The sequence below is a fragment of the Ensifer sp. Root31 genome, assembly GCF_001424825.1.
Classification (GTDB): Bacteria; Pseudomonadota; Alphaproteobacteria; order Rhizobiales; family Rhizobiaceae; genus Ensifer; species Ensifer canadensis.
The window spans coordinates 190,036-211,222 of the sequence record NZ_LMCO01000056.1 but is presented as its reverse complement, the minus strand read 5'-3'; the positions used below and the strand labels follow the sequence as shown (position 1 = coordinate 211,222).

Here is a 21,187-nt window from a genome sequence, read left to right as displayed (position 1 = left end):
CCCCCCGTTGCAGGCCTCACTGTGAAGGCAGGATGCTAACTCCTGCTCAATCAATCCATTAGGATTTTAGGGGTCTCCCCATTTCAGCGCGCAAAAGCAGGCATTCGGCGCAGGAGCGGGATTGCCTTCACAAACCAGATGCATGCCTCAGCACCCGTCCCTGAACACACCAATCCGGGAAAATTTGAAGCACACGCCGACAGAAACATAGACTTGAGATTGCAACTGTGGCCCATCCCACCGGTTTCTGTGTGCTTGGCGCCACAGCTCGGGCATTTCGGTAACGCTTGATCCGGCAATAAACGCGAATGGGCTTGTTTAGACTGCACTAATTTCAAACAATCATACAGTTGCCAGCGCACGAGAGTCGCTGGCTGGACAGGAGAGGGAGGAACCCATGAAGCTCTATGCTCGTATCGGTCTGGCCACGTGTTTGACTTTGTCATCGGCCGCCATCGCCAGCGCCGCCGATATCGCACCCCTTCTTGCACCCACAGCCCAACAGCAGGAGACGGAGAGCGGCTGGAAGTTCACCGTTGCACCCTACTTCTGGATGGCGGGCCTGACGGGCGACACCGCCCAGTTCGGTCTCCCTGAGGTGCACATCGATTCAAGCTTCGGAGATATCTGGGACCATCTCGATTTCGCTTTCATGGCGACGGGCGAAGCCCGCAACGGGCCCTACAGCATCTTCGGCGACGTGATCTATACCGACCTTTCCGCCGACGGCCACACGCCGAACGGCATTCTTGCCAATAGCGTCGATGTGAAATCGAAGACCTTTGCCGGATTGCTTGGCGTCGGTTATGCGATCTACGAAGATCAATCGTCCAACCTGGATTTCGTCGGCGGCCTGAAAGTCTGGTCGGTTGATTCGACGCTTTCGTTCTCAGGCGGCCTGCTCAACGGTAGGAAACGCGAAGACAGTGCGACATGGGTCGATGCGGTCGCGGGCTTGCGCGGCGCCTATTACTTCACGCCCGAGTTCTATATGACCGGCTGGGGGCTGGTCGGTGCGGGCGGCGCGGATCTCGACTGGGATGCAGCGCTCGGTCTCGGCTACAAGTTCACGGATACGATCTCAGTCGTCGCCGGCTACCGCGCACTCGGCGTCGACTACAGCGACGACGGCTTCAAGTTCGACGCCGTGCAACACGGACCGATCCTCGGCGTTGCCATCCACTTCTGAACCGGGACGCGGCGACGCTTCGCAATCCTGGCCGAAAGATTCTATGCTCCAATGCGAGCTGGAGACCCAAGCATTTCCAGGAAAAGTGCGAGGCGGTTTTCCGTCAGGAAATGCGTAAGAACAAAGAGACAGAGCATTTCTGCGACTCCGCTTAAACTGGAAACGATCCAAGCGTGATCGTCCGGTGTGAGCACGCGGGCGACAAACCGCACAGCTGCACGCCCGACGGCACGCACAGCTACAGCGACCTTTGCGCGTCTTATTAGACGGGCAAAGGTCGCTGTAGCACTTTGAATTGCTGCCTGTTGTTATCCTTAAATCGAATAGGATTTAAGGAACCCATGCAGTAGGCCAACGCCTATGCGGCGCGCAACCGCGATGCCGGCAAGACTATTGCACGGTAATGTCGGGCAAGACGTCGAAATTCAGCCCCTGGCCGCCCGGTTTCTGCGGGCCTTCGACGGTACCTGTATTCGGCTGCGCCTGCGCTGGCGCGCCCAGCTGCTGTTGCTGCTGGCGTTCGCGTTCGGCCTGAGCAGCCTCTTCCGCCGCCTTGCGGGCCGCCTCGGCGCGGGCGGCGAGATCCGCCTTCACCCGCTCCGCCTCGACTGCCGCAGCGGCGCGGCGCCGTTCTTCGGCGATCGCCCGCAGGCGCTCGACTTCACGCTGCTGCGCCTTTGCCTTGTAGAGCTGCACCTCGCGGCGCAGCCGCTGCTTCTCAAGCACGTTGGCCTGCAGCGTCTCGACGCGCCGGCGCTCGCGCTCGAAGGCCCGAAGCGAGAGGAAATTCGAGAGATCGGCAACATCGAGGCTGACGCCTGGCGATGCCAGCAGTCCCGCGAAGCCGAGCCGCACGCGCGGCTCAGCGCCAGCAAGCGCCTCGTCACCCGGACGGAAAGTCATGTCGATGCCGGCATCGATGCGTTCTGCCGCAAGGTCGAGCGACGCCTCGCCGGCAAAAGCTGCGTTGCCGTCGGCGGCCGTCACGTTCTGTGCCCGCAGCACGCCGCCGGCGATGCTGAAGGGCACCTTGACCACACCGACGACCGACTGGCCCGAAAACACCGTCGCCTCCGCCGCCTGGCGGATCGCGTCAGCTGAAATCTCCATCTTCAGCGCATCGGCAGTCGCCATCAACTGCGGCAGGGCGGCGCTGTTGATGCCGTTGAGTGTCACGCCGTTGAAGGTCGCAGTGCCCGAGCCGCTTGCCGAATGCGCCATGGCTTGCGCGTTCGCGCCCGATGCCTCCAGCGCCACGGACAGGTCGAAGGTGCCGGTGGCAACCGGCGCGCCTGCCCGCATCCAGCCCGCCTGCGCCAGATCGCCGCCCTTGACGTCGAGACGCGAGCGCAGGAAGCCGGAACCGTTGGCATTGCCGATCTGCACCCGGCCCTCAAGTTTGCCGCCGAGCCAGTCGCCGGTCGCGTCGGTGAAGGCGATCTCGTCGCCCTTCCATTCCATCTTGCCGACAAAATTTCCAACGGCGCCGTAGAAGCCCGGCCAGAAATTGGCCGCCTGCACATCCAGGGCCACGTTGAGGCCGGTCCAGGCCGCCTGGGCGACCGGCGTTTTCGACAGCGCGCCGGTCGACATGTCCTGAACCTGGCCGAGGATGCCCTCGGCGAGCCAGGCGAGATCGAGCGTTGCAAGGTTGATCTGGCCCTCCGCCTTGCCCGGCACCTTGCGGTCGATCGTCAGCGCGCCTGCAAAGCCGTTGTTATCCGCCTTGCCTTCGACCGTTGTAAGGGCGATCGCCTCCGGTGTCGTCGCCACGTCGGCCGAAACAGAGATCGGCAGGCCACTGCCCGTCTGTGGCAGGGCGATGCCCTGCTGCAGCAGATAAGGTTCGAGGTCTTCCGTCTGCAGCGTCAGCTTGGCCTGGCCCTCGAGGAAATGGTCGCGCGAAAGATCGAAGCTGCCCTTGGCGGCAAGCGCCGTCTTCTCAGTGGTAAAGGTCACCGTGCCATTGGCGTTGGAGCCATCGGTGCTCTGCAGCTTGACCGAGAGGATGCCGTTGGCGTCCGCATCGAATGGCAGCGGATCGAACCCGGCCTGGCCGAGCAGCAACAGCGTCTGCGGGTTTTCGAGCGTCGCTTCGAGCAGCATGCCCTTGCCGGCAAGCGCCTGGGCCATGTCGGGCGCCTGATAGCTGGCGGCGATCTTGGTGCCGTTGGCCGTGCCGAAGATGCCGAAGGTCGCGGGCGCGTTGCCTTCCTTGTTGCCGGCGGTCAGCGTCACGTCGAAGGCGGCGTCCGTGTAGTACGGGCCAGCCTTGGTCAGCCGACGAAGGGCCGGATGATCGACGGCGTGCCGGCCGATCATTTCCAGGAACGGCGTCAGATCGTTGGCCGCGAGCTTCATCTTGGCCGAAATGACGGGCTTTGCGAGATCGCCGCTGGCGCGGCCGGAAAAGGCAAGCTGCGCGCCGGCAAGCGAGCCGATCGCCACGCGCTCGGCCTGTAGCTGGCCGTTCTTGAGCGTCACCACCGCCTGAACGTCGCGGGCATCTTCGCCGAAGGCGGAGAACTCGTCGGCCGAAAGGTCGGCAGCGATCGCGTGCTGCATCAATGTCGAGGTCGAGGCATCGCCGGCGACGAGGCCAGCCAGCGCCTGCAAGGCTTCGAGATCGATGCGGTTGCCGTTCAGCTGCAGCGAAAGGTTCGGCTGCTGCTCGGCGAAGGACTGGCGCTCGAGCCGCCCCTTGAGGCTGGCATCGCCGGCCGCGACTTCAAGGTTTTCGAACTGCTGCAGCGTGTCGGTCAGGTTGACGGTTGCCGAAAAACCCGCGGTCTTCAGCTTGCGGATGGCCGGGTCGACAGAGCCGGCCAGCCAGCTCGCCAGCCCCGACGGCTGGTTGGACGCGAGCAGCAGGTCGCCGCGGAAGGAGCGCTGACCCTTGAGGTTGAGCCGTCCCTTGGCCTCGAGCTGGGTGCGACCGGGCAGAAGCGCCACGACATTGTCGATTACCCATCCGGCGCCATCAGGCTGTACGTCGATGCGCACGTCGCGCACCGTCGTATCGCCGATGACGATCGCCGGCAGCTTCAAACTGGCCCTGCCCGGCACCTGCGGAATGGGAATGTCGGCAGCGATCGCCAGCATCGCTTCCAGCCGCTGGCGCATGGAGATCGCCGGGTCGCGCCCGGTCTTGCCGTTGCTGCCGGAATTGCCGATGCGGGCGACGTCGATCTGCTGGCCGTCGGCAATTAGCAGGAACTTCTGCTCCTTGCCGGTGTCGAGCGTCGCCTCGCCGGTCACCACGTAAGGATCATCCGAAGGACCGACCTCGAAGCGATACTCCGGCACACGGATGCTCTCATTGGTCAGCTGGAAATCGCCGTTGATGCGCAGCGGCGCATGGTCGTCGACTTCTTTGGCCTCGCCCTGCGGGCGGTTTTCGGTCAGCGTGAAGCGGCCGCCGTAAAGCGGCTTGAAGTCGACGATCTTCAGCGCGCCATCGAGCTCGACGCCGAATGGACGCTTGTCCGGCGTCACCCGCGCCTTGAGGCTGAGCGCGCCCGCCTCGTCCACCTTGTTACTGGCAAAGGCAAAACTGCCGGCCTCGCCGTCCAATGCCGCACGACCTTCGACCTTCCAGGGGCCGGCCAGCGACCGGGCCGAAAGATCGGCGGCAAGGTCGGTCACGCGCCGGGTGCGGCCGGTCTGCTCGTCGATGAATTCGATCTCGCCCTGGGTGATCTCTACGTTTTCAAGCACCACCGTCTTGGCGGGGATCGCCGTGCGCGTACCACGCGCCCAGTCGAGCGTACCGTCGGAAAGCAGCCGGACCTTGGCCTTGGGCCGGTCGAGGCGCATGTCGAAGATTAGCGCTTCGCCACTCAGGAACGGCGCAAGCTCCGCGCTCATCGAGAATTGTTCGACCTGGATCAGCGGTTCGCGCGCATCGCTGCCGCCGACACGCACGTCGTTGAGCGTCACGGTCGGGAACGGGATCAGGCGTGCGTCGACGCGGCCGTGCACGACGACGGGTTTGCCCATGATGCGGCTAGCCTCGCGCTCGAATTCCTTGCGGAAACCCGTCCAGTCGATGAACCACGGGGCGATCAGCGCCGCAAAGAGCGCAACAACCACAAGACCGCCGATGGCAACCAGAATTCGCGAAAGCACCGTGCCTACATTCCCATCAAGTTCTCGGGGCGCCTGTCGACGCCGTCTGCGTCCATATGAACGCCAAAGGGACGTTTCCGTCCATTACAATTGCGCGGGCGCGCCCGCCTTTGCCCCAAAGGGGTAGTGGCCGCGCGGCCGCGTGTCCCCTCGCCCGTCGTCTCGCGTCAGGCGAAGATCTTGCCGGGGTTGAAGATATTCTGCGGGTCGAGAGAACGCTTGACCTGCCGCATCAGATCCAGCGCGTCGCCGAGTTCGGCTTCGAGGAACGGCATCTTGCCCTGACCGATGCCGTGTTCGCCGGTGCAGGTCCCGTCCATCGACAGCGCCCGCGCATTCAGCCGCTCGACGAAGGCCTCGGCCCGCGCCACGTCGGCGGCGTCCTTGTCGTCAAACAGCAGGCCGACGTGGAAGTTGCCGTCGCCCGCGTGGCCGACGATCGGTGCCGTCAGACCGTGCTGGGCGATGTCGTCATGGGTCGCCGCAACGCAATCGGCCAGCCGCGAGATCGGCACACAGACATCGGTGGAGAGAATTGCAGCCCCGGGGATCAGGCTCTTCTGGGCCCAGTAGGCGTTGTGCCGCGCCTTCCACAGCCGCGCCCGCTCTTCCGGGTTGGTCGTCCAGATGAAGCCGCTAGAGCCGAATTCCGACGCAATTTCGGCAAAGTGCCGCGATTGCATCTCGACGCTCTCGCTGTTCCCATGGAATTCGACAAAAAGCGTCGGCGTTTCCTCATAGGAAAGGCCGGAGTAGCCGTTGCACGCCTTCATCTGCAAAGCGTCCAACAGCTCGATGCGGGCGACCGGAATGCCGGACTGGATCGTCAGGATCACCGCGTTGCAGGCATCGGCAATCGTCGGGAACGGGCAGACGCCGCCGGAGATGACCTCGGGAATGCCCTGCAGCCGGAGCGTGATCGAGGTGATGATGCCGAGCGTGCCCTCGGCCCCGACGAAGAGCCGGGTCAGGTCATAGCCGGCAGACGACTTGCGTGCCCGATGCGCGGTGCGCACCTCGCGCCCGTCTGATGTCACCACCGTCAGCGCCAGCACATTGTCCTTCATCGTGCCGTAGCGCACCGCGTTGGTGCCGGACGCCCGCGTCGAGGCCATGCCGCCGATCGAGGCGTTGGCGCCGGGATCGATCGGGAAGAACAGGCCGGTGTCGCGCAGATAGGTGTTCAGCTCCTCGCGGGTGATGCCGGGCTCGACCCGGCAATCCAAGTCTTCCGCGTTGACCTCGAGCACCCGGTTCATCCGCATCATGTCGACGGAAATGCCACCGTTCGGCGCGTTGACGTGGCCCTCGAGCGAGGATCCGGTGCCAAAGGGAATGAGCGGCACGGCATTTGCGGCTGCGATCGCAACGATCTCGCGCACCTCGTCGGCACTCTCGGGGAAGACGACGCCATCGGGAAGCTGCGCCGGGATGTAGGTGGTGGTGTGGGCATGCTGGGCACGGATCGCTTCGCCCGTCTGGAACCGATCGCCGAATCGGGCAGCAAGCTGCCCCTTTGCGGTTTCGATCCCGGTTTCGTTTCTCGAGCCAGCTCTGATCGCCTTCAATGCCACGGAAAACGTCCCTTCTTCATGCCATTCGCGCTGCCCCATTCCGACATAGGGGAAGCGCTTTCATTTCAAGGCGCTACTGTGCAAATCGGAATCACTTTGTCCAGACGTTCACGCAGTCTCCGGCAGACTATCGCGTGAAAACGCCGCTGGTGAGACCTGAGTGTCACAAAGCTTTCGCATTGCGACGGATAACGTCGATCAGAATTCCCTCCCGGATCTGCCCTTGAGCCGGCAGCTCTGCGCCCAACGACGACACCTATCGTTGTGCAGCCCCTGACGGTATATACTGAAGGGAGAGAGGAGAAGGTCAAATGCTCGGTCTGCTCGCTTTGTTTACCGCAGCGGTATTCTTCGGCGCCGCCGTCTACATCAACGTCGCCGAACACCCGGCAAGGCTTCACCTCGATGAGCGGCCCTCGCCCAATGGGTGCCGGCCTACCGGCGAGGTTTCGAGATGCAAGCCTCGCTCGCAATCATCTCGGGCCTGCTCGGCGCTGCCGCATGGTGGCAGAGTGACAATGCACTTTGGGGCCTAGGGGCAGCAATCATCATTCTGAACTGGCCCTACACGATCCTCGTCATCATGCCGATCAACCGACGCCTCGAGGCAACGCGGCCGGATGAGGCGAGCGAGGAAACCCGCGCGCTTCTCCGCCGCTGGGCGAGGCTCCACGCCGGCAGGAGTGCGCTGGGCGCGATCGCAGCGGTGGTCTTTCTGATCGCCGCCTGGCTTGAACTTCAGGGTTAGCGCTTTTTAGAGCCAGGGAGCAGCGCGACAGGCGGTCAGCGTTGACATCTTCGCTGCCGACGCTGAGAGCCCGCCGCTATTTCGTTTCGAGCGCGGCCGCCGCTTCCATTTCCTCGTGCAGCTTGCGCTCCTCGTCCGCATGCGGCTTCGTGAGCCCAGCAATGACGAGATAGGCGACCGGCGTGAGATAGAGCGTCACGACCACGGCAAGGCCGAGCCCGCCGACCAGCACCCAGCCGAGCGCAATGCGCGCCTCGGCACCGGCACCGCTTGCCAGCACCAGCGGCACCGCGCCGACGATGGTGGCGATCATCGTCATCATCACCGGCCTGAGGCGAATGTTGGCGGCGTTCTCGATCGCCGTGCGCACATCCTGGCCGCGATCACGCAGCTGGTTGGCGAATTCGACGATCAGGATGCCGTTCTTCGCCATGATGCCGACAAGCATGACCAGGCCGATCTGGCTGTAGATGTTAAGCGTGTTGCCGGTCATGATCATCGCAAAGATCGCGCAGGCAAGCCCGAGCGGCACCGTCGCCATGATGATGAAGCCGCTGATGAAGCTTTCGAACTGCGCCGCCAGCACCAGGAAGATGATGACGAGGGCAAAGCCGAAGGTGATGACGAGGCCGTTGGCGTTCTCGTTGAGGGTGGCAGCCTCGGCCAGCGGCATGATGCGCGAGCCCGGCGGCAGCAGCGGCTCGGCCATCTGCTCGACCATGGTCAGCGCCTCACCGAGCGCCAGGTCGGACTTGAGCCCGGCCGACAGCGACACGGCGCGAAGCTGCGATTCGCGCGAGAGCTGCGGCGCCACGGCGGTTTCCTCGACGCTGGCGATCGTCGACATCGGCACGATCTTGCCGTCGCCGGCTTTCAGAAAGATGTTCTGCAGGTCGGTCGGGTCGTTGACCGGATTGGTCGAGGACAGGAGCTTGACCGGGTAGGATTCGCCGTCGACATAGACATCGACGACGCTGTTGCCGTCGAGCATCGCCTGCAGCGCCCAGGCAAGGCCGCCGATATCGACGCCCATGTCGGATGCCCGCTCGCGGTCGATGGTGATCGAAAGCTGCGCCTGGTTGGCCTCATAGTTCAGCCGCACATTCTCGAAGCGCCCGGTGTCTTCCATCTGGCGCACCAGCTTTGCCGCGGCATCGCCGAGCTTGGTGTAGTCGTTACCAACAAGCGCCACCTGCAGGCCGCTGCCGGCGCCGCGAATGCCGAGGCTGTTGGGCTGCATCGCAAACACCCGCACCGAGGGGATGCGCGCCGTCACCTTGTTGATGTCGGAGACGATCTGCTGCTGGCTGCGGTCGCGCTTGTCCCAGGGGGCAAGCGTCAGCACCATGAAGCCGCTATTGGCCGAACCACCCTGGCCGGAGATCGAGAAGATGTTGTCGATCTCGCCGGATTTGACCAGCGGCTGCAGCCCGTCCTCGATCCGGCGCATCTGCGCCTGCGCATATTCCAGCGACACGCCCTGCGGCGCGTTGATGCGCATCATCACCTGCGAGCGGTCCTCGCTCGGTGTCAGTTCCGATTTCAGCGTCATGAAGCCGATGCCGCCCATGGCGGTGAAGAAGGCGGCAACGACGAAGACGATCAGCGGCGCATTGAGGCAACCGCGCAACGTGACCCGGTAGAATTCCGAAGCCCGTGCCCCGAACCGGCGCATCGGCCCCGGCTTCTCGTTGTGGGCCTCCTTTGTCAGCATGCGCGATGCCAGCATCGGGCAGAGCGTCAGCGACACGAAGGACGAAAGCAGGATCGAGAAGGCGAGCACGAAGCCGAACTCGCGGAAGAGCCCGCCTGTCTGGCCCGGCAGGAAGGACAGCGGCACGAACACGGCCGCAAGCGTCGCGGTCGTCGCCAGCACCGCGAAGAACACTTCGAGCGTGCCGTGCACGGCCGCGGCCCTTGGGCCCAGCCCTTCGGCCCGCCGTCGCACGATGTTTTCCAGAACCACGATCGCATCATCGACCACGAGCCCCGTGGCGAGCACGATCGCCAGCAGCGTCAGGATGTTGATCGAGAAGCCGGCCATGTAGATCGCCGCCACCGTCCCGATCAGCGCGATCGGCATGGTGATGGTCGGGATCAGCGTTGCGCGCCAGTCGAGCAGGAACATGTAGATGACGAGCGTGACGATGAAGATCGCCACGCCCAGCGCAATCTCGACCTCGTGGATGGCGCCGTTGATGAAGACGGCGTCGTCGCTGGTGATCCTGAGCTGCGTGCCCTCGGGAAGAATCTGCGTCTGGATCGTCTCGACGACCTTGCGCACGCCCTCGGAAATATCGACGGTATTGGATTGCGCCTGGCGGATGATGCCGAGGCCGATGCCCTGGCGGCCGTTGGAGCGCAGCGCCGTGGTGCCTGAATCGGGTCCGAGCGTCACCGTGCCGATGTCGCGCAGCCGCACATTGTTGACGAGGATGAGGTTTTCGAATTGCTCCGGCGTCTGCAGGTCGGCGGTGGCGCGCACCGAAATGTCCTGGCTGGCGCTCGTGAGCTTGCCGGCCGGCACGTCATAGGAGGCGTTGGCAAGGGCCGTCCTGAGGTCTGCCACCGTCACGCCGCGCCCGGCAAGCTTGGCTTGGTCGAGGTCGATGCGAAAGATTTTTTCCTGGTCGCCATAGACGGCAACGTCGGCGACGCCCTCGACGGCGGCCAGCCGGTCGCTGATCTCGTTTTCGACGAGCAGCGTCATGTCTTCCATCGACATGGTATCGGAGGTCAGCGCCAGGCGCATGATCGGTTGGCTGTCGGCGTCCGCCTTGACGATGCTCGGCTCGTCCGCCTGGTCGGGCAGCTGGTTGCGAACGCGCCCCAGCGCATCGCGGATATCGTTGGCCGCCTGGCCGATGTCGGTGGTGTCGGAGAATTGCAGCGTCACGCGGCTGCGGCCGAAGGACGAGGTCGAGGAGATGTCGCGGATGCCCTGCACGCGCGAGACCGCACCTTCGACGACCGATGTCACCTCGCGGTCCATGGTCTCGGGTGCTGCACCGTCGAGCGTCGTCGTCACGGAGACGACCGGCTGGTCGACCTGCGGCAGTTCGCGGATCTCGATGCCGTTCCAGGCCGCAAGGCCGGCGACGACGATCAGCGTGTTGACGACCAGGGCGAAGATCGGCCGGCGGATGAAAAGCGCGGTGAAGCCGGTCTTGCCGGCCTCGCGCGCGGTCTGGTGGCCGGGTTCCTTCGCGCCGCTCACTTCCCGTCCTCCGCGACCTTCTGCGCGGCATCGCGGCGCTCGCGCCCGGCAATGCGCACGTCGCCGCCGTCGCGCAGCCGCTGCACACCTTCGGTGACGACTTCGTCGCCTTCGCTCAAGGCCGCATCAACCAGCACCTTGTCGGGGTTGCGCTGGATGATCTTGACCGGAACCCGCTCGCTCTTGTCGGCGCTGACACGCCAGACATAGGAGCCTTCGGAGCTCCACTGGATCGCGAGCGGATCGACGGTCGGATAGGTGTCGCCATCGAATGCCATGGTCACCGAGAAGGACATGCCCGCCCGCAACGTGTCGTCAGGATTTTCCAGCCGCGCCCGCACGCGCAGCGTCCGGCTTGCCTGGTCCAGGCGGTTGTCGATGGCGTGAATGACGCCCTCGAGTTGGCTGCCCGGCTGGGCAATGGCGTGCGCTGTCACCGGCTGGCCGACGACGATCTTGCTCGCAAAACGCTCCGGCACCCAGAAGTCGACGAGGATTTCCGAGCGGTCGTCGACCACGGCGATCGGCGTCGTCGTGGTGACGTAGTCGCCGACATTGACGGTGATGATGCCGACAACGCCCTGCGACGGCGCAACGATATCGCGGCGCTTGAGGTCGAGCTCGGCGGTCTTGAGCGCAAGCTCCGCGGCCTGCATGGCGATTTCGGCGTCGCGCACGTCGACGGCGGTCACCGCGCGCGCTGTGCTGAGGTTGCGATAGCGCTCCAGTTTTTCGCGGGCACTGTCGCGCGTCAGCCGCGCCTGGTCGGCAGCAATCTTCTGGTCGTCGCTATCGAGCTTGGCGATCACCTGCCCCTGCGCCACCTTTTCGCCGGAGCGCACGAGAATTTCGGTGAGGTTGCCGGTGGCCGTCGGCGTCACGGTGACGGAGTGGATCGCCTCGCCGTTGCCGATCGCGTTCAGCCGGTCATTGACGACAGACGTTGCCGAAGGGCGAACCATGACGAGGATGGCGTCGTTGCCGCCCTGCCTGCGTCCGCCGCTGCCTTGGCCGCCCTCGCCCCCAGCGGCACCGCTCTGCTTGGAGATGGCATCGATCAGCGGATGCGAGACACCGATCGCGGCCAGCGTTTCGCCTGCTCCGGGCACGAACCGCACCCAGACGCCGGCACCCACCAAAAGCACAACGGCGCTCACCGCCAGCTGTTTCCAAACCCGCATTCATGTCTCCAAATATGCAAAACGCGCTCCTGCGCGGCACGCGCCGGCGGAACGTTCCGATTTGCCCAGAGTATCGTTGTTCGCACCTTTGTGGGCAACGGCGGAATGCCATCATTACGCAATTGTAATAAAAGCGTATTTGTTGGCGGCATGATGACATCAGCGCCATCGTGCGCCGGCAATCGCGATCGCCGTGTCATTCCATCAAAACGCACGGGACAAAGACCGTTTACAGCGATTTCCTCTGAGGTATCCTGCAACCGCTGGCAGCCATTGCCATCAGGTTTCGACCGGTTCTTGAGAGGGAAGCAAAGACATGTGCGATGCGTGCGTCATGGAATCCGTAAAGCAGAAAATGTTGTCCCGCCGCAGCTTCTTCAAGGCAGCAGCCGTCGGCACAGCGGGCATCGCCGCCGCGAGCGCCGGTATCGCCCCGCCGGCGCTCGCCCAGGGACACACCGGCGTCACCGACCTCACCCACGAACTCTACGAGGAGTTCCCGACCTTCTTCGGCCAGCAGCAGTTCTTCCGCGAGCAAAAGTTCAGCTACGCCAAGGACAAGTTCAACCTGTTCGAGCTCCGGGTGAACGAACACACCGGCACCCATGTCGACGCGCCGCTGCATTTCTCCGCCGATGGTCTGTCGGTCGCCGAGCTGCCGGTTGAAAAGCTCGTCGTGCCACTCTGCGTCGTCGACATCCGCGAGAAGGCGTCCGCCGATGCCGATGCGCAAATAACACCCGACGACATCAAGGCCTGGGTCGCCGCCAATGGCGACATTCCGGAAAACGCCTGCGTCGCCATGCTTTCCGGTTGGGGAGCGCACCTTGGCACTGACAAGTTCCGCAATGCCGATGCAAACGGCAAGATGCACTTTCCCGGTTTCCACGCCGAGGCGGCGAAATACCTGCTCGACGAGACCAAGGCGGCCGGCATCGCCGTCGACACGCTTTCGCTCGACCATGGCCCCTCGCCTGATTTCGCCACCCACTATGCCTGGCTGCCGGAAGGCCGCTGGGGACTGGAGGCGGCCGCCAACCTCGACAAGGTGCCCGTCAAGGGCGCGACCCTCGTGCTTGGCGCGCCCAAACACCGCGGCGGCACCGGCGGTCCGGCGCGCGTGTTTGCGCTCGTCTAGAGCATACCCAGGAAAAATGCGAAGCGGTTTTCCGTGAGGAAATGCGTACAAGCAAAGAGGGATACCAACCTGCCGATCCGGCGGCGTCCGCCGCCGGACGCCCCCCAGTTGACCCTATGACCAGGAGACGTCATGAGCACCATCGCCCCGCCTGCCGATCCGGAATCCGACGCGCGCGTAAAAGCCGTGTTCGACGACATTCGCGCCACCCGCAAATCGGATTTCATCAACAATATGTGGCTGTGGCTCGCCTTCGATGCCGACCTGCTGGAGCAGACCTGGCGCGACGTCAAGGCGGTGATGGCAACGCCCTCCGCGCTCGATCCGCTGGTCAAGGAAATGCTCTACATCGCCGTTTCCGTCAGCAATGGCTGCGGCTACTGCGCCCATTCGCATACGGCTGCCGCGAGAGCCAAGGGCATGAGCGACGCCGAACATGCCGATCTCTTGCGCGTGATCTCACTTGCCGCCAGAACCAACCAGCTGGCGACCGCCTTGCAGGTGCCGGTGGACGCTGCCTTCGACAGGACGGCCTGACGGCGGTGAGCGCGAGAATAAGCGGCTTCGAAATCGCCTGTCTTTCCACAGGCTTGGTGCGGGTGGCGCAGAAAACGGAATAAAAGAAGAACATCCTTTCTGGCCTTTCGCCTCCGAATCACTACATTGAGCCGCATGATGAGTGGTTTCGACGACATTCCCTTCTTCGACGAAGAGCCGGCCCCGCGCAAGCAGCCGCCAGCAACGGGCGGCATCGCCGCGCGCGCCATGGCTGCCCGCGACCGCCAGCAGCGCCCGGATTATCTCTCCGGCCTCAATCCGGAACAGGCCGAAGCGGTCGAATCTCTGGATGGCCCGGTGCTGGTTCTCGCCGGCGCCGGCACCGGCAAGACCCGGGTTCTCACCACCCGCATCGCCCATATTCTTTCCACCGGCCGCGCCTTCCCCTCGCAGATCCTTGCGGTGACCTTCACCAACAAGGCGGCGCGCGAGATGAAGGAGCGCGTCGGCGTGCTCGTCGGCCATGCGGTCGAGGGCATGCCCTGGCTCGGCACCTTCCACTCGATCGGCGTCAAGCTGTTGCGCCGCCACGCCGAGCTGGTGGGCCTGCGCTCCGACTTCACCATTCTCGACACCGACGACGTCGTCAGATTGATCAAGCAGATCATCCAGGCCGAGGGCCTCGACGACAAGCGCTGGCCGGCCAAGCAGTTCGCCGGCATGATCGACGGCTGGAAGAACAAGGGCCTCGACCCGGCGCAGATCCCCGAGGGCGATGCCCGCGCCTTTGCCAACGGCAAGGGCCGCGAGCTCTACGCCGCCTACCAGAACCGGCTGCGCACGCTGAACGCCTGCGACTTCGGCGATCTGCTGCTGCACCCGATCCGCATGTTCCGCAGCAATCCGGATGTGCTGAAGGAATACCACGACAAGTTCCGCTACATCCTCGTCGACGAATATCAGGACACCAACACCGCGCAGTACATGTGGCTGCGGCTTCTGGCGCAGCGCGCCAAGGGCGTGCCGCAGAACGTTTGCTGCGTCGGCGACGACGACCAGTCGATCTATGGCTGGCGCGGCGCGGAAGTGGACAACATCCTGCGCTTCGAAAAGGATTTCCCCGGCGCCAAGGTCATCAAGCTCGAGCGCAACTACCGCTCGACCGAGCATATTCTCGGCGCCGCCGCGCATCTGATCGCCCACAACGAGGGGCGCCTCGGCAAGACGCTGTTTACCGAACGCACCGACCCGGATGACGAGAAGGTGCAGGTGCACGCCGCCTGGGACTCCGAAGAGGAAGCCCGCGCCGTCGGCGAGGAAATCGAACAACTGCAGCGCAAGAGCCACAAGCTCAACGACATGGCGATCCTGGTGCGCGCCTCGTTCCAGATGCGCGAATTCGAAGACCGCTTCGTCACGCTCGGCCTGAACTACCGCGTCATCGGCGGCCCGCGCTTTTACGAGCGGCTCGAGATCCGCGACGCCATGGCCTATTTCCGGCTCGTCTGCCAGCCGGCCGACGACCTTGCCTTCGAGCGCATCGTCAACACGCCGAAGCGCGGCCTTGGCGACACCACCATTCGCACCCTGCACGACTATGCCCGCGCCCGCGACGTGCCGATGCTTGCGGCTGCGACTGACATCATCGAGACCGACGAACTGAAGGCCAAGGCCCGCAAGGGGCTGTTCGATGTCGTCGCCGATTTCCGCCGCTGGCAGAGCCTGCTCGAAACCACGCCGCACACCGAACTTGCCGAGCAGATCCTCGACGAGAGCGGCTACACGGCTATGTGGCAGAACGACAAATCGGCCGAAGCGCCGGGCCGGCTCGAAAACCTCAAGGAACTGATCCGCTCGATGGAAGCCTTCGAGAGCCTGCGCGGCTTCCTCGAACACGTCGCGCTGGTGATGGACGCCGAGCAGAACGAAAACCTCGATGCCGTCTCGATCATGACGCTGCATTCGGCCAAGGGGCTGGAGTTCGACACCGTGTTCCTGCCCGGCTGGGAGGAAGGCCTGTTTCCGCACCAGCGCGCGCTTGACGAGGGCGGCCGCTCCGGCCTCGAGGAAGAACGCCGTCTTGCCTATGTCGGCATCACCCGGGCAAAGCACCGCTGCCACATCTGGTTCGTCTCCAACCGCCGCATCCACGGGCTGTGGCAGTCCACCCTGCCCTCGCGCTTCCTCGACGAGTTGCCGAATACCCATGTGGAGGTGGCCGAGACCGAGCAGTCCTATGGCGGGTACGGCCGCGGCGGCTATGGCCAGTCGCGCTTCGACAAGGCCGATCCCTTCCAGAACAACTACTCCACCCCCGGCTGGAAGCGCGCCCAGCAGAACCGCTCGGATGCGACGCGCGACAACTGGGGCTCGCGCTCCGGCCACGCCGTCGAGCGCATCGGCTACGGCGAAAGCGGCCCGCGCAGCCGCACCATCGATGGCGAACTGGTGGCGAAATCCACCAGCACCGAGCCCTCGCGCTTCACCGTCGGCGACCGCGTCTTCCACATGAAGTTCGGCAACGGCAACATTTCAGCGATCGAAGGCAACAAGCTGACGATCGACTTCGACAAGGCCGGGCAGAAGCGCGTGCTGGATGGATTTGTCGAGAAAGCGTGAGCGCAACGAGTCTGCTAGGCTGGCACATCAGGTGGCAACCAGTTGGGACAACGGACGATTTGGATTGCCGGCATCGGATTCTAAATCGCCCAGGCGGAACGGCCAATATGATTGACACCTCCCGCACCGTCGAAGTCAAAAAATCCTGGCCCCAATTGATAGGAATCCTCGCCGCCGCCGCAGCACTGTCGGCGGCTTCCCTAACAACTGTACTGAACTGGGTGTAGAAGCAGGTTCTGGTCGCTTGTTGTTCGCCCGCTATCTCGGCTCGATAGCTTGGCCCGCTGCATTCCTGGGTGTACTCGTCCTCTACGTTCCGATGCGACGCAGCGTTATCATGTTGTCCCCTCAGGGGTTTAGCGATGCTCGACTGGCTCCGAGCATGATCCCCTGGCCCGCGATCGTCGGCCTCAATCCGATCGAGTATCACAAACAAAAAATGATTGTGTTGACACTCGATCCGAACACGATCGGCCGCCTACATAAGAAAATTGGCGCGAAGATTCGGCGAAGCGGCATGTTTGGAACACCCAAAGGGCTCCTAGTGGTCTCGCACGGCCTTGCCATTACTTTTGCCGAGCTACATTCACTACTCCTTGCCTACCATCGCGACCATGGCCACAAGGCTGATGTTGTTCAAACAGCTTGCGAGTACGGGAGCGTTCATCAAGAGCGTGACGGTTGAAGGAGACGGCACAGCTGCTGGCGACTGTCAGGTCCTACAGATGCTCGACGCGAAGGCGGCCTCCCCAACGATCGTTGAGATATTCGCAGACGAGGGTGCGGTGGCAGCGGTGCGGTTTGTCCTCGGCGCAGAGCAGGCAGGCGCCCTGCAGCGCCTCCGGCTTCACGTGCTGCTCGACCTTGCGCTCCGCCATCAGGTCGAGAAAGTCCCGCGAAAAGGTCTTCCAGTCGCCCTTGTCGGTCTTGTAGGCCTTCATGATCGCCTCGGTGGGCGCAAAAAGCGGCTGGTGCACATAGTCGATACCGCCGATCTTCTTCAGGAAGAACGCAAGGTCATTGGCCTTGGCGAAGCCGGCAAGCTGCGAGGTATTGTGCAGCCGGACATCGACGATCGTCTTGACGCCGGCCTTCTGCAGGCGATCGAAAAAATCTTCCGCCGATGATTTTGTGAAGCCGATCGTAGAAACCTGCACGTTGTCCATCGCGTCCACCCCAGTTGCCCGCTGTCACACAGCCTTCAGCCAAGCTAAAGCCTAGATCATCTTGCGGTAGACGAGAAAGCCTGAACGCTCCGCCACCTTGTCGTAAAGTGCCATCGCTGTGGCATTGGTCTCATGTGTCTGCCAGTAAACCCGCGGCGAGCCGGCCGTGCGGGCGGCCTCGTAGACGCCTTCGATCAATGCCGCGCCAACGCCCTTGCCGCGCGCAGCTTCGCTGGTGAAGAGATCCTGGAGATAGCAGTTCGGCCCGATGGACGTCGTGCTGCGGTGAAAGAGGTAGTGGGTGAGCCCGACCAGCCGTCCCTCGTTTTCGGCCACCAGCGCGTGCATCGGCTCGTAAGCATCGAAGAATCGCGACCAGGTCATTGCGGTGATATCAGGATCGAGCGCCGTTGCACCCGACCTTCCATAAAAGGCGTTGTAACCATCCCAGAGCGGCAGCCATTGCTGGTAATCGCTGCGGACAATCGGGCGGATGCGAACTGCGTCGGTCATATCTCTATCCTGCTGGATCGATGCGAATGAACTATGGGGATGATGGCGTGATGTCTTTCCATTCATAGCCTGCCTGCGCAAGGCGTGCTCAGCCCTCAAGGGGCGAAGGCGCCACGGTCTTCGCGATTGCGAGGACCGTGCACCCACTGAAACAGCCCGAGCTGGAGCGGACCAGCGACAAAGACTGCCGCTACATTCGGCCCTTGGCCATCGCCCCGATGATCTCGTCCACGCCGGTCAGGATCGCGTCGCCCATGAAGGCGATGTTGTCCATCGAGCGCTCGCCGGCCTCGTGGTGGCCGGCGCCGCAGGCATCGCGGATGACGATCGGCACCAGCCCAAGATCGGCGCCATGGCGCACCGTCGGATCGATACCGATTTCGGTTGCAATGCCGCAGATGGCAAACGAGGTCAGTCCGAGATCGCGCAGGATGATGGCAAGGGGCGTGCCCTCGAAGGCCGAGAACGTGATCTTGTCGAGAATGGCCTCATCGTCGCGCGGCGCCAGTTCCGCCACCAGCTCGAAGCCCGGCGTGCCGCGCAGGAACCAGGGCTTGACGGCATCGGGATCCGTCCGTGCGCTGCCAGGCCATCGCCTGGCGCATCTGGAACGCGCCCATCAGCGGCTTCGGCATCGACAGATGCCGCAGAAAGATGATGGGATAGCCGCCGGCGCGCGCGGCCTCCAGAACCTTCAGCACCTCAGCCAGGATCGCCGGGCCATTCTTGACCTGATTGGTGATCCCCGCCTGCATGTCATAAACCACCAGCGCCATCCGGTCCGGTCGGCAAAAATCGGCAAGCGTTTTCCCAATGTCCAGTGAAACTGCCATCATTCCCCTCTTCCGGCCCACCTCCTCCGGCGGCCGTCCTCACGCTTCAATCAAGCACCGGGAATGTGGCGCGGCGGTTCCAAGGTTTCAATACGGCCGGAGGCAGATGTTGGCGGTAACAACCTCCGTCTCAAGCGTCATCGCACCCGCCTGCCCTCGCCCTGCTGATCAAGGTCATGACCTCGGCATCCGAGGTCTGCTCGAAGTCGCGGTAATGCAGGCCGACGGCGCGGAAGAAGGCGGGGGTGGAGAGACAGACGATGCCGTCGACCGACGGCCGCAGGCTTGCGAGCGCGCTCGCCGGCGCAACGGGAACCGCCAACAGCAGGCTACGCACACCGGTCCGGCGCAGCGCCTGGATCGCCGCGCGGATCGTGCCGCCGGTGGCAATGCCGTCGTCGACGAGCACCACATTGCGATCCCTCGGCGAATGCGGCTCGCGATCGCCGAGATAGAGCACCCGCCGTCTTGCGATTTCCGCGCGTTGGCGCTCGGCTTCGGCGGCGATGTAGCCGCGCGGCGGCCGCACCAGGCGCACGGCCTCGCGGTTCAGCACCAGTTCCGCCTCTTCGCCATCGACCAGTGCGCCAAGCCCGAATTCCTGATGACCCGGCGCGCCGATCTTGCGCACGATCAGCACCTCAAGCGGTGCGCGGAGATACGTGGCAATCTCGAAGGCAACCGGAACGCCGCCGCGCGGCAGCGCCATGACCAGGGGCTCCGGCGGCGCCTCGACGGCCACCGCCTGCGCCAGCCTGCGGCCGGCGTCGGCCCTGTTTTCGAAGAACACCGGTCCCGTGAACATGTCGCCTCTCCCGGCCCGCAGAAGGCCGCTTGAACCGCCTGGCATCGCGTCACCGCCGACGAAACGCCTGACCATCCGGCAGTTGTCACTCCGCATCGGTGGACAACCGTGTCAATTTCGGCAGTCGCTAAAATTGCAGCGATTTCCGCCGGGTTTCGTTAAGGCGCCAAAGCTACCAATTGACCCCTGCATATTTGGCATTGACGTAAGCCGCCTTCCTCGATTTTAGCACGACAGGCCGTTTCGAAATGAGCTTTCTCCCCGCCCTATCGATCATATGCCTACTGGTGATGCTGCCGGTACTGCTTTCGCTGCAGAAATCATCGATGCCAGGCGCTGCGGAGTTCGCTTCCGGCTGTGCCATGACAGCCATTGCCATGACACTGGTGATGCTGGCCGAGATCCAGTCTCTCCGGCCGCTGCTGCTTGTCGGCTTTGCGTTTCTTGCCATCGCCTGTCTCTTCGTACTCGCCGGGTTCCGCTCGTTCTTCGCTCTACCCAGCTGGAGGCCGGCAATCCTGCCGCTCGGCGCAACGATGGTTGCAACCATCTCGGTTCTGGCTGCGTTCGGCGCTGAGAGTACCGCGGCTCGGGCGCCGATCACGCTCGGCATCGCCGCCGCCGTCTTCGTGGTCGCCTCCATTTCCGTCCTGAGGCTGCGCACAGCGAGCGACCCGACAACACGGAAGGCAATCGTCATCGGTGCCGCCATTGCCAGCGTCACGCTCCTGCAGATCGCCGCGATCTCGCCCCCTTCCCCCGTGAACGAGGCGGGCCCGGCTCCCCTTGTTGCTTGGAACTTTCTGCTGGCTGCGATGTGGCTGCTCTACATGCCCATCCTGTTTCTCGGCGTCATCCTGATGACTCATGACCGCGTCATCGCCGATCTCAAGACCACGATTGCCCGCGACGAGTTGACAGGAGCGCTGTCGCGGCGCGCCTTCATCGAACTTGGCGAACGCATCTTTGCCTCGTGCACGGCGCACGCGCGCCCCGCCGCCTTCCTGCTGCTCGACCTCGACTATTTCAAGCAGATCAACGACCGCTATGGCCATGCGGCCGGCGATGCCGCGCTCGGCCATTTCGCCGACACGGTCACCGCCTGCCTTGCCGGACGCGGCACATTCGGCCGCATCGGCGGCGAGGAATTCGGCGTGGTGCTGTCTGACCATACCGAAGGCGAAGCGTTTCTGCTGGCCGAGGAGATCGGCCGTACGGTCCGCGTCACCCCCGTCGGACGTTTCGGCCAGCCGATCCGATTGACTGTCAGCATCGGCATTGCCAGCGCGGGCCTTGGCGATACCATGACCGACGTGATGATCCGGGCGGACATGGCACTCTACGCCTCCAAGGCCGACGGACGCGACCGCTGCACCATCGCCGGGAGGCTGCAGCCAGACGCCAGCGGTCGCGTGCTTGCCGCTGCCGCCGCACAGCTTCGCGCTGCCGAGGCCTATTCGCTCGCACCGCAACTGCTGCGCGACACCGGCTGATCCGGGAACCTCCGCTCAGCCCGGTTCACGTGTCCACCTTGCGCTGGCCATCTTGCATTGATTGGGGCAGAACCTATGTGAACGG

Annotated in this window: 15 protein-coding genes and 1 pseudogene; 7 read left to right on the top strand and 9 right to left on the bottom strand. The window is 63.8% G+C overall.

Annotated features, from left to right (window positions below):
* Window positions 1-397: 397 nt before the first annotated feature.
* Entirely contained in the window at window positions 398-1,189 is a 792-nt protein-coding gene (locus ASD00_RS32450; protein ID WP_025427681.1) for a hypothetical protein, read from the top strand.
* A 390-nt stretch (window positions 1,190-1,579) separates the two neighbouring features.
* On the opposite strand, the gene ASD00_RS32445 is transcribed toward ASD00_RS32450, so the two are convergent.
* Window positions 1,580-5,317, bottom strand: coding sequence for an AsmA-like C-terminal region-containing protein (locus ASD00_RS32445; protein ID WP_057211139.1), 3,738 nt, complete (start codon window positions 5,315-5,317; stop codon window positions 1,580-1,582).
* Between the two features lie 167 nt (window positions 5,318-5,484).
* Window positions 5,485-6,891 (bottom strand): FAD-linked oxidase C-terminal domain-containing protein, encoded by a 1,407-nt coding sequence (locus ASD00_RS32440; protein ID WP_025427683.1) that lies wholly within the window; start codon window positions 6,889-6,891, stop codon window positions 5,485-5,487.
* A gap of 311 nt (window positions 6,892-7,202) precedes the next feature.
* Here ASD00_RS32440 and ASD00_RS32435 point away from each other — a divergent pair.
* Window positions 7,203-7,639, top strand: a pseudogene (locus ASD00_RS32435) (DUF1772 domain-containing protein).
* Between the two features lie 76 nt (window positions 7,640-7,715).
* Here ASD00_RS32435 and ASD00_RS32430 read toward each other — a convergent pair.
* On the bottom strand, window positions 7,716-10,856 hold the full coding sequence (locus tag ASD00_RS32430) for an efflux RND transporter permease subunit (protein ID WP_025427684.1): 3,141 nt from the start codon (window positions 10,854-10,856) through the stop codon (window positions 7,716-7,718).
* Window positions 10,853-12,037: an efflux RND transporter periplasmic adaptor subunit gene (locus ASD00_RS32425; RefSeq protein ID WP_025427685.1), complete on the bottom strand. Its 1,185-nt coding sequence runs from the start codon at window positions 12,035-12,037 to the stop codon at window positions 10,853-10,855. The genes ASD00_RS32430 and ASD00_RS32425 overlap by 4 nt, the downstream gene beginning before the upstream one ends.
* A gap of 316 nt (window positions 12,038-12,353) precedes the next feature.
* Here ASD00_RS32425 and ASD00_RS32420 point away from each other — a divergent pair, with 316 nt between their 5' ends.
* The 4 genes from ASD00_RS32420 (at window position 12,354) to ASD00_RS32405 (ending at window position 16,977) form a co-directional block, all read left to right on the top strand.
* Window positions 12,354-13,175: a cyclase family protein gene (locus tag ASD00_RS32420; RefSeq protein WP_057211137.1), complete on the top strand. Its 822-nt coding sequence runs from the start codon at window positions 12,354-12,356 to the stop codon at window positions 13,173-13,175.
* 132 nt (window positions 13,176-13,307) lie between these two features.
* Window positions 13,308-13,712 carry a carboxymuconolactone decarboxylase family protein gene (locus ASD00_RS32415; RefSeq protein ID WP_025427687.1) on the top strand — a complete coding sequence of 135 codons (405 nt, stop codon included), beginning with the start codon at window positions 13,308-13,310 and terminating at the stop codon, window positions 13,710-13,712.
* A gap of 135 nt (window positions 13,713-13,847) precedes the next feature.
* Window positions 13,848-16,292: a UvrD-helicase domain-containing protein gene (locus ASD00_RS32410; protein ID WP_025427688.1), complete on the top strand. Its 2,445-nt coding sequence runs from the start codon at window positions 13,848-13,850 to the stop codon at window positions 16,290-16,292.
* A gap of 382 nt (window positions 16,293-16,674) precedes the next feature.
* A complete protein-coding gene (locus ASD00_RS32405) occupies window positions 16,675-16,977 on the top strand; it encodes a hypothetical protein (protein ID WP_128090488.1) in 303 nt (100 codons plus the stop codon).
* Between the two features lie 34 nt (window positions 16,978-17,011).
* Here the strand turns inward: ASD00_RS32405 and ASD00_RS32400 are convergent, their stop codons facing one another.
* The 5 genes from ASD00_RS32400 to ASD00_RS32385 form a co-directional block, all read right to left on the bottom strand.
* A complete protein-coding gene (locus tag ASD00_RS32400) occupies window positions 17,012-17,458 on the bottom strand; it encodes a DUF488 domain-containing protein (RefSeq protein ID WP_025427690.1) in 447 nt (148 codons plus the stop codon).
* Window positions 17,459-17,509: 51 nt separating this feature from the next.
* Window positions 17,510-17,971 (bottom strand): GNAT family N-acetyltransferase, encoded by a 462-nt coding sequence (locus ASD00_RS32395; protein WP_025427691.1) that lies wholly within the window; start codon window positions 17,969-17,971, stop codon window positions 17,510-17,512.
* A 190-nt stretch (window positions 17,972-18,161) separates the two neighbouring features.
* On the bottom strand, window positions 18,162-18,491 hold the full coding sequence (locus ASD00_RS42405) for an isochorismatase family cysteine hydrolase (protein ID WP_280137527.1): 330 nt from the start codon (window positions 18,489-18,491) through the stop codon (window positions 18,162-18,164).
* Entirely contained in the window at window positions 18,460-18,807 is a 348-nt protein-coding gene (locus ASD00_RS42400) for an isochorismatase family protein (protein ID WP_280137526.1), read from the bottom strand. Before ASD00_RS42400 ends, ASD00_RS42405 begins: the two co-directional genes overlap by 32 nt.
* 127 nt (window positions 18,808-18,934) lie before the next feature.
* Complete coding sequence (locus tag ASD00_RS32385; RefSeq protein ID WP_025427693.1) at window positions 18,935-19,609, bottom strand: phosphoribosyltransferase; 675 nt, start codon at window positions 19,607-19,609, stop codon at window positions 18,935-18,937.
* Window positions 19,610-19,857: 248 nt separating this feature from the next.
* On the opposite strand from ASD00_RS32385, the gene ASD00_RS32380 reads away from it, so the two are divergent.
* Window positions 19,858-21,102: a GGDEF domain-containing protein gene (locus tag ASD00_RS32380; protein ID WP_057211134.1), complete on the top strand. Its 1,245-nt coding sequence runs from the start codon at window positions 19,858-19,860 to the stop codon at window positions 21,100-21,102.
* Window positions 21,103-21,187 lie beyond the last annotated feature (85 nt).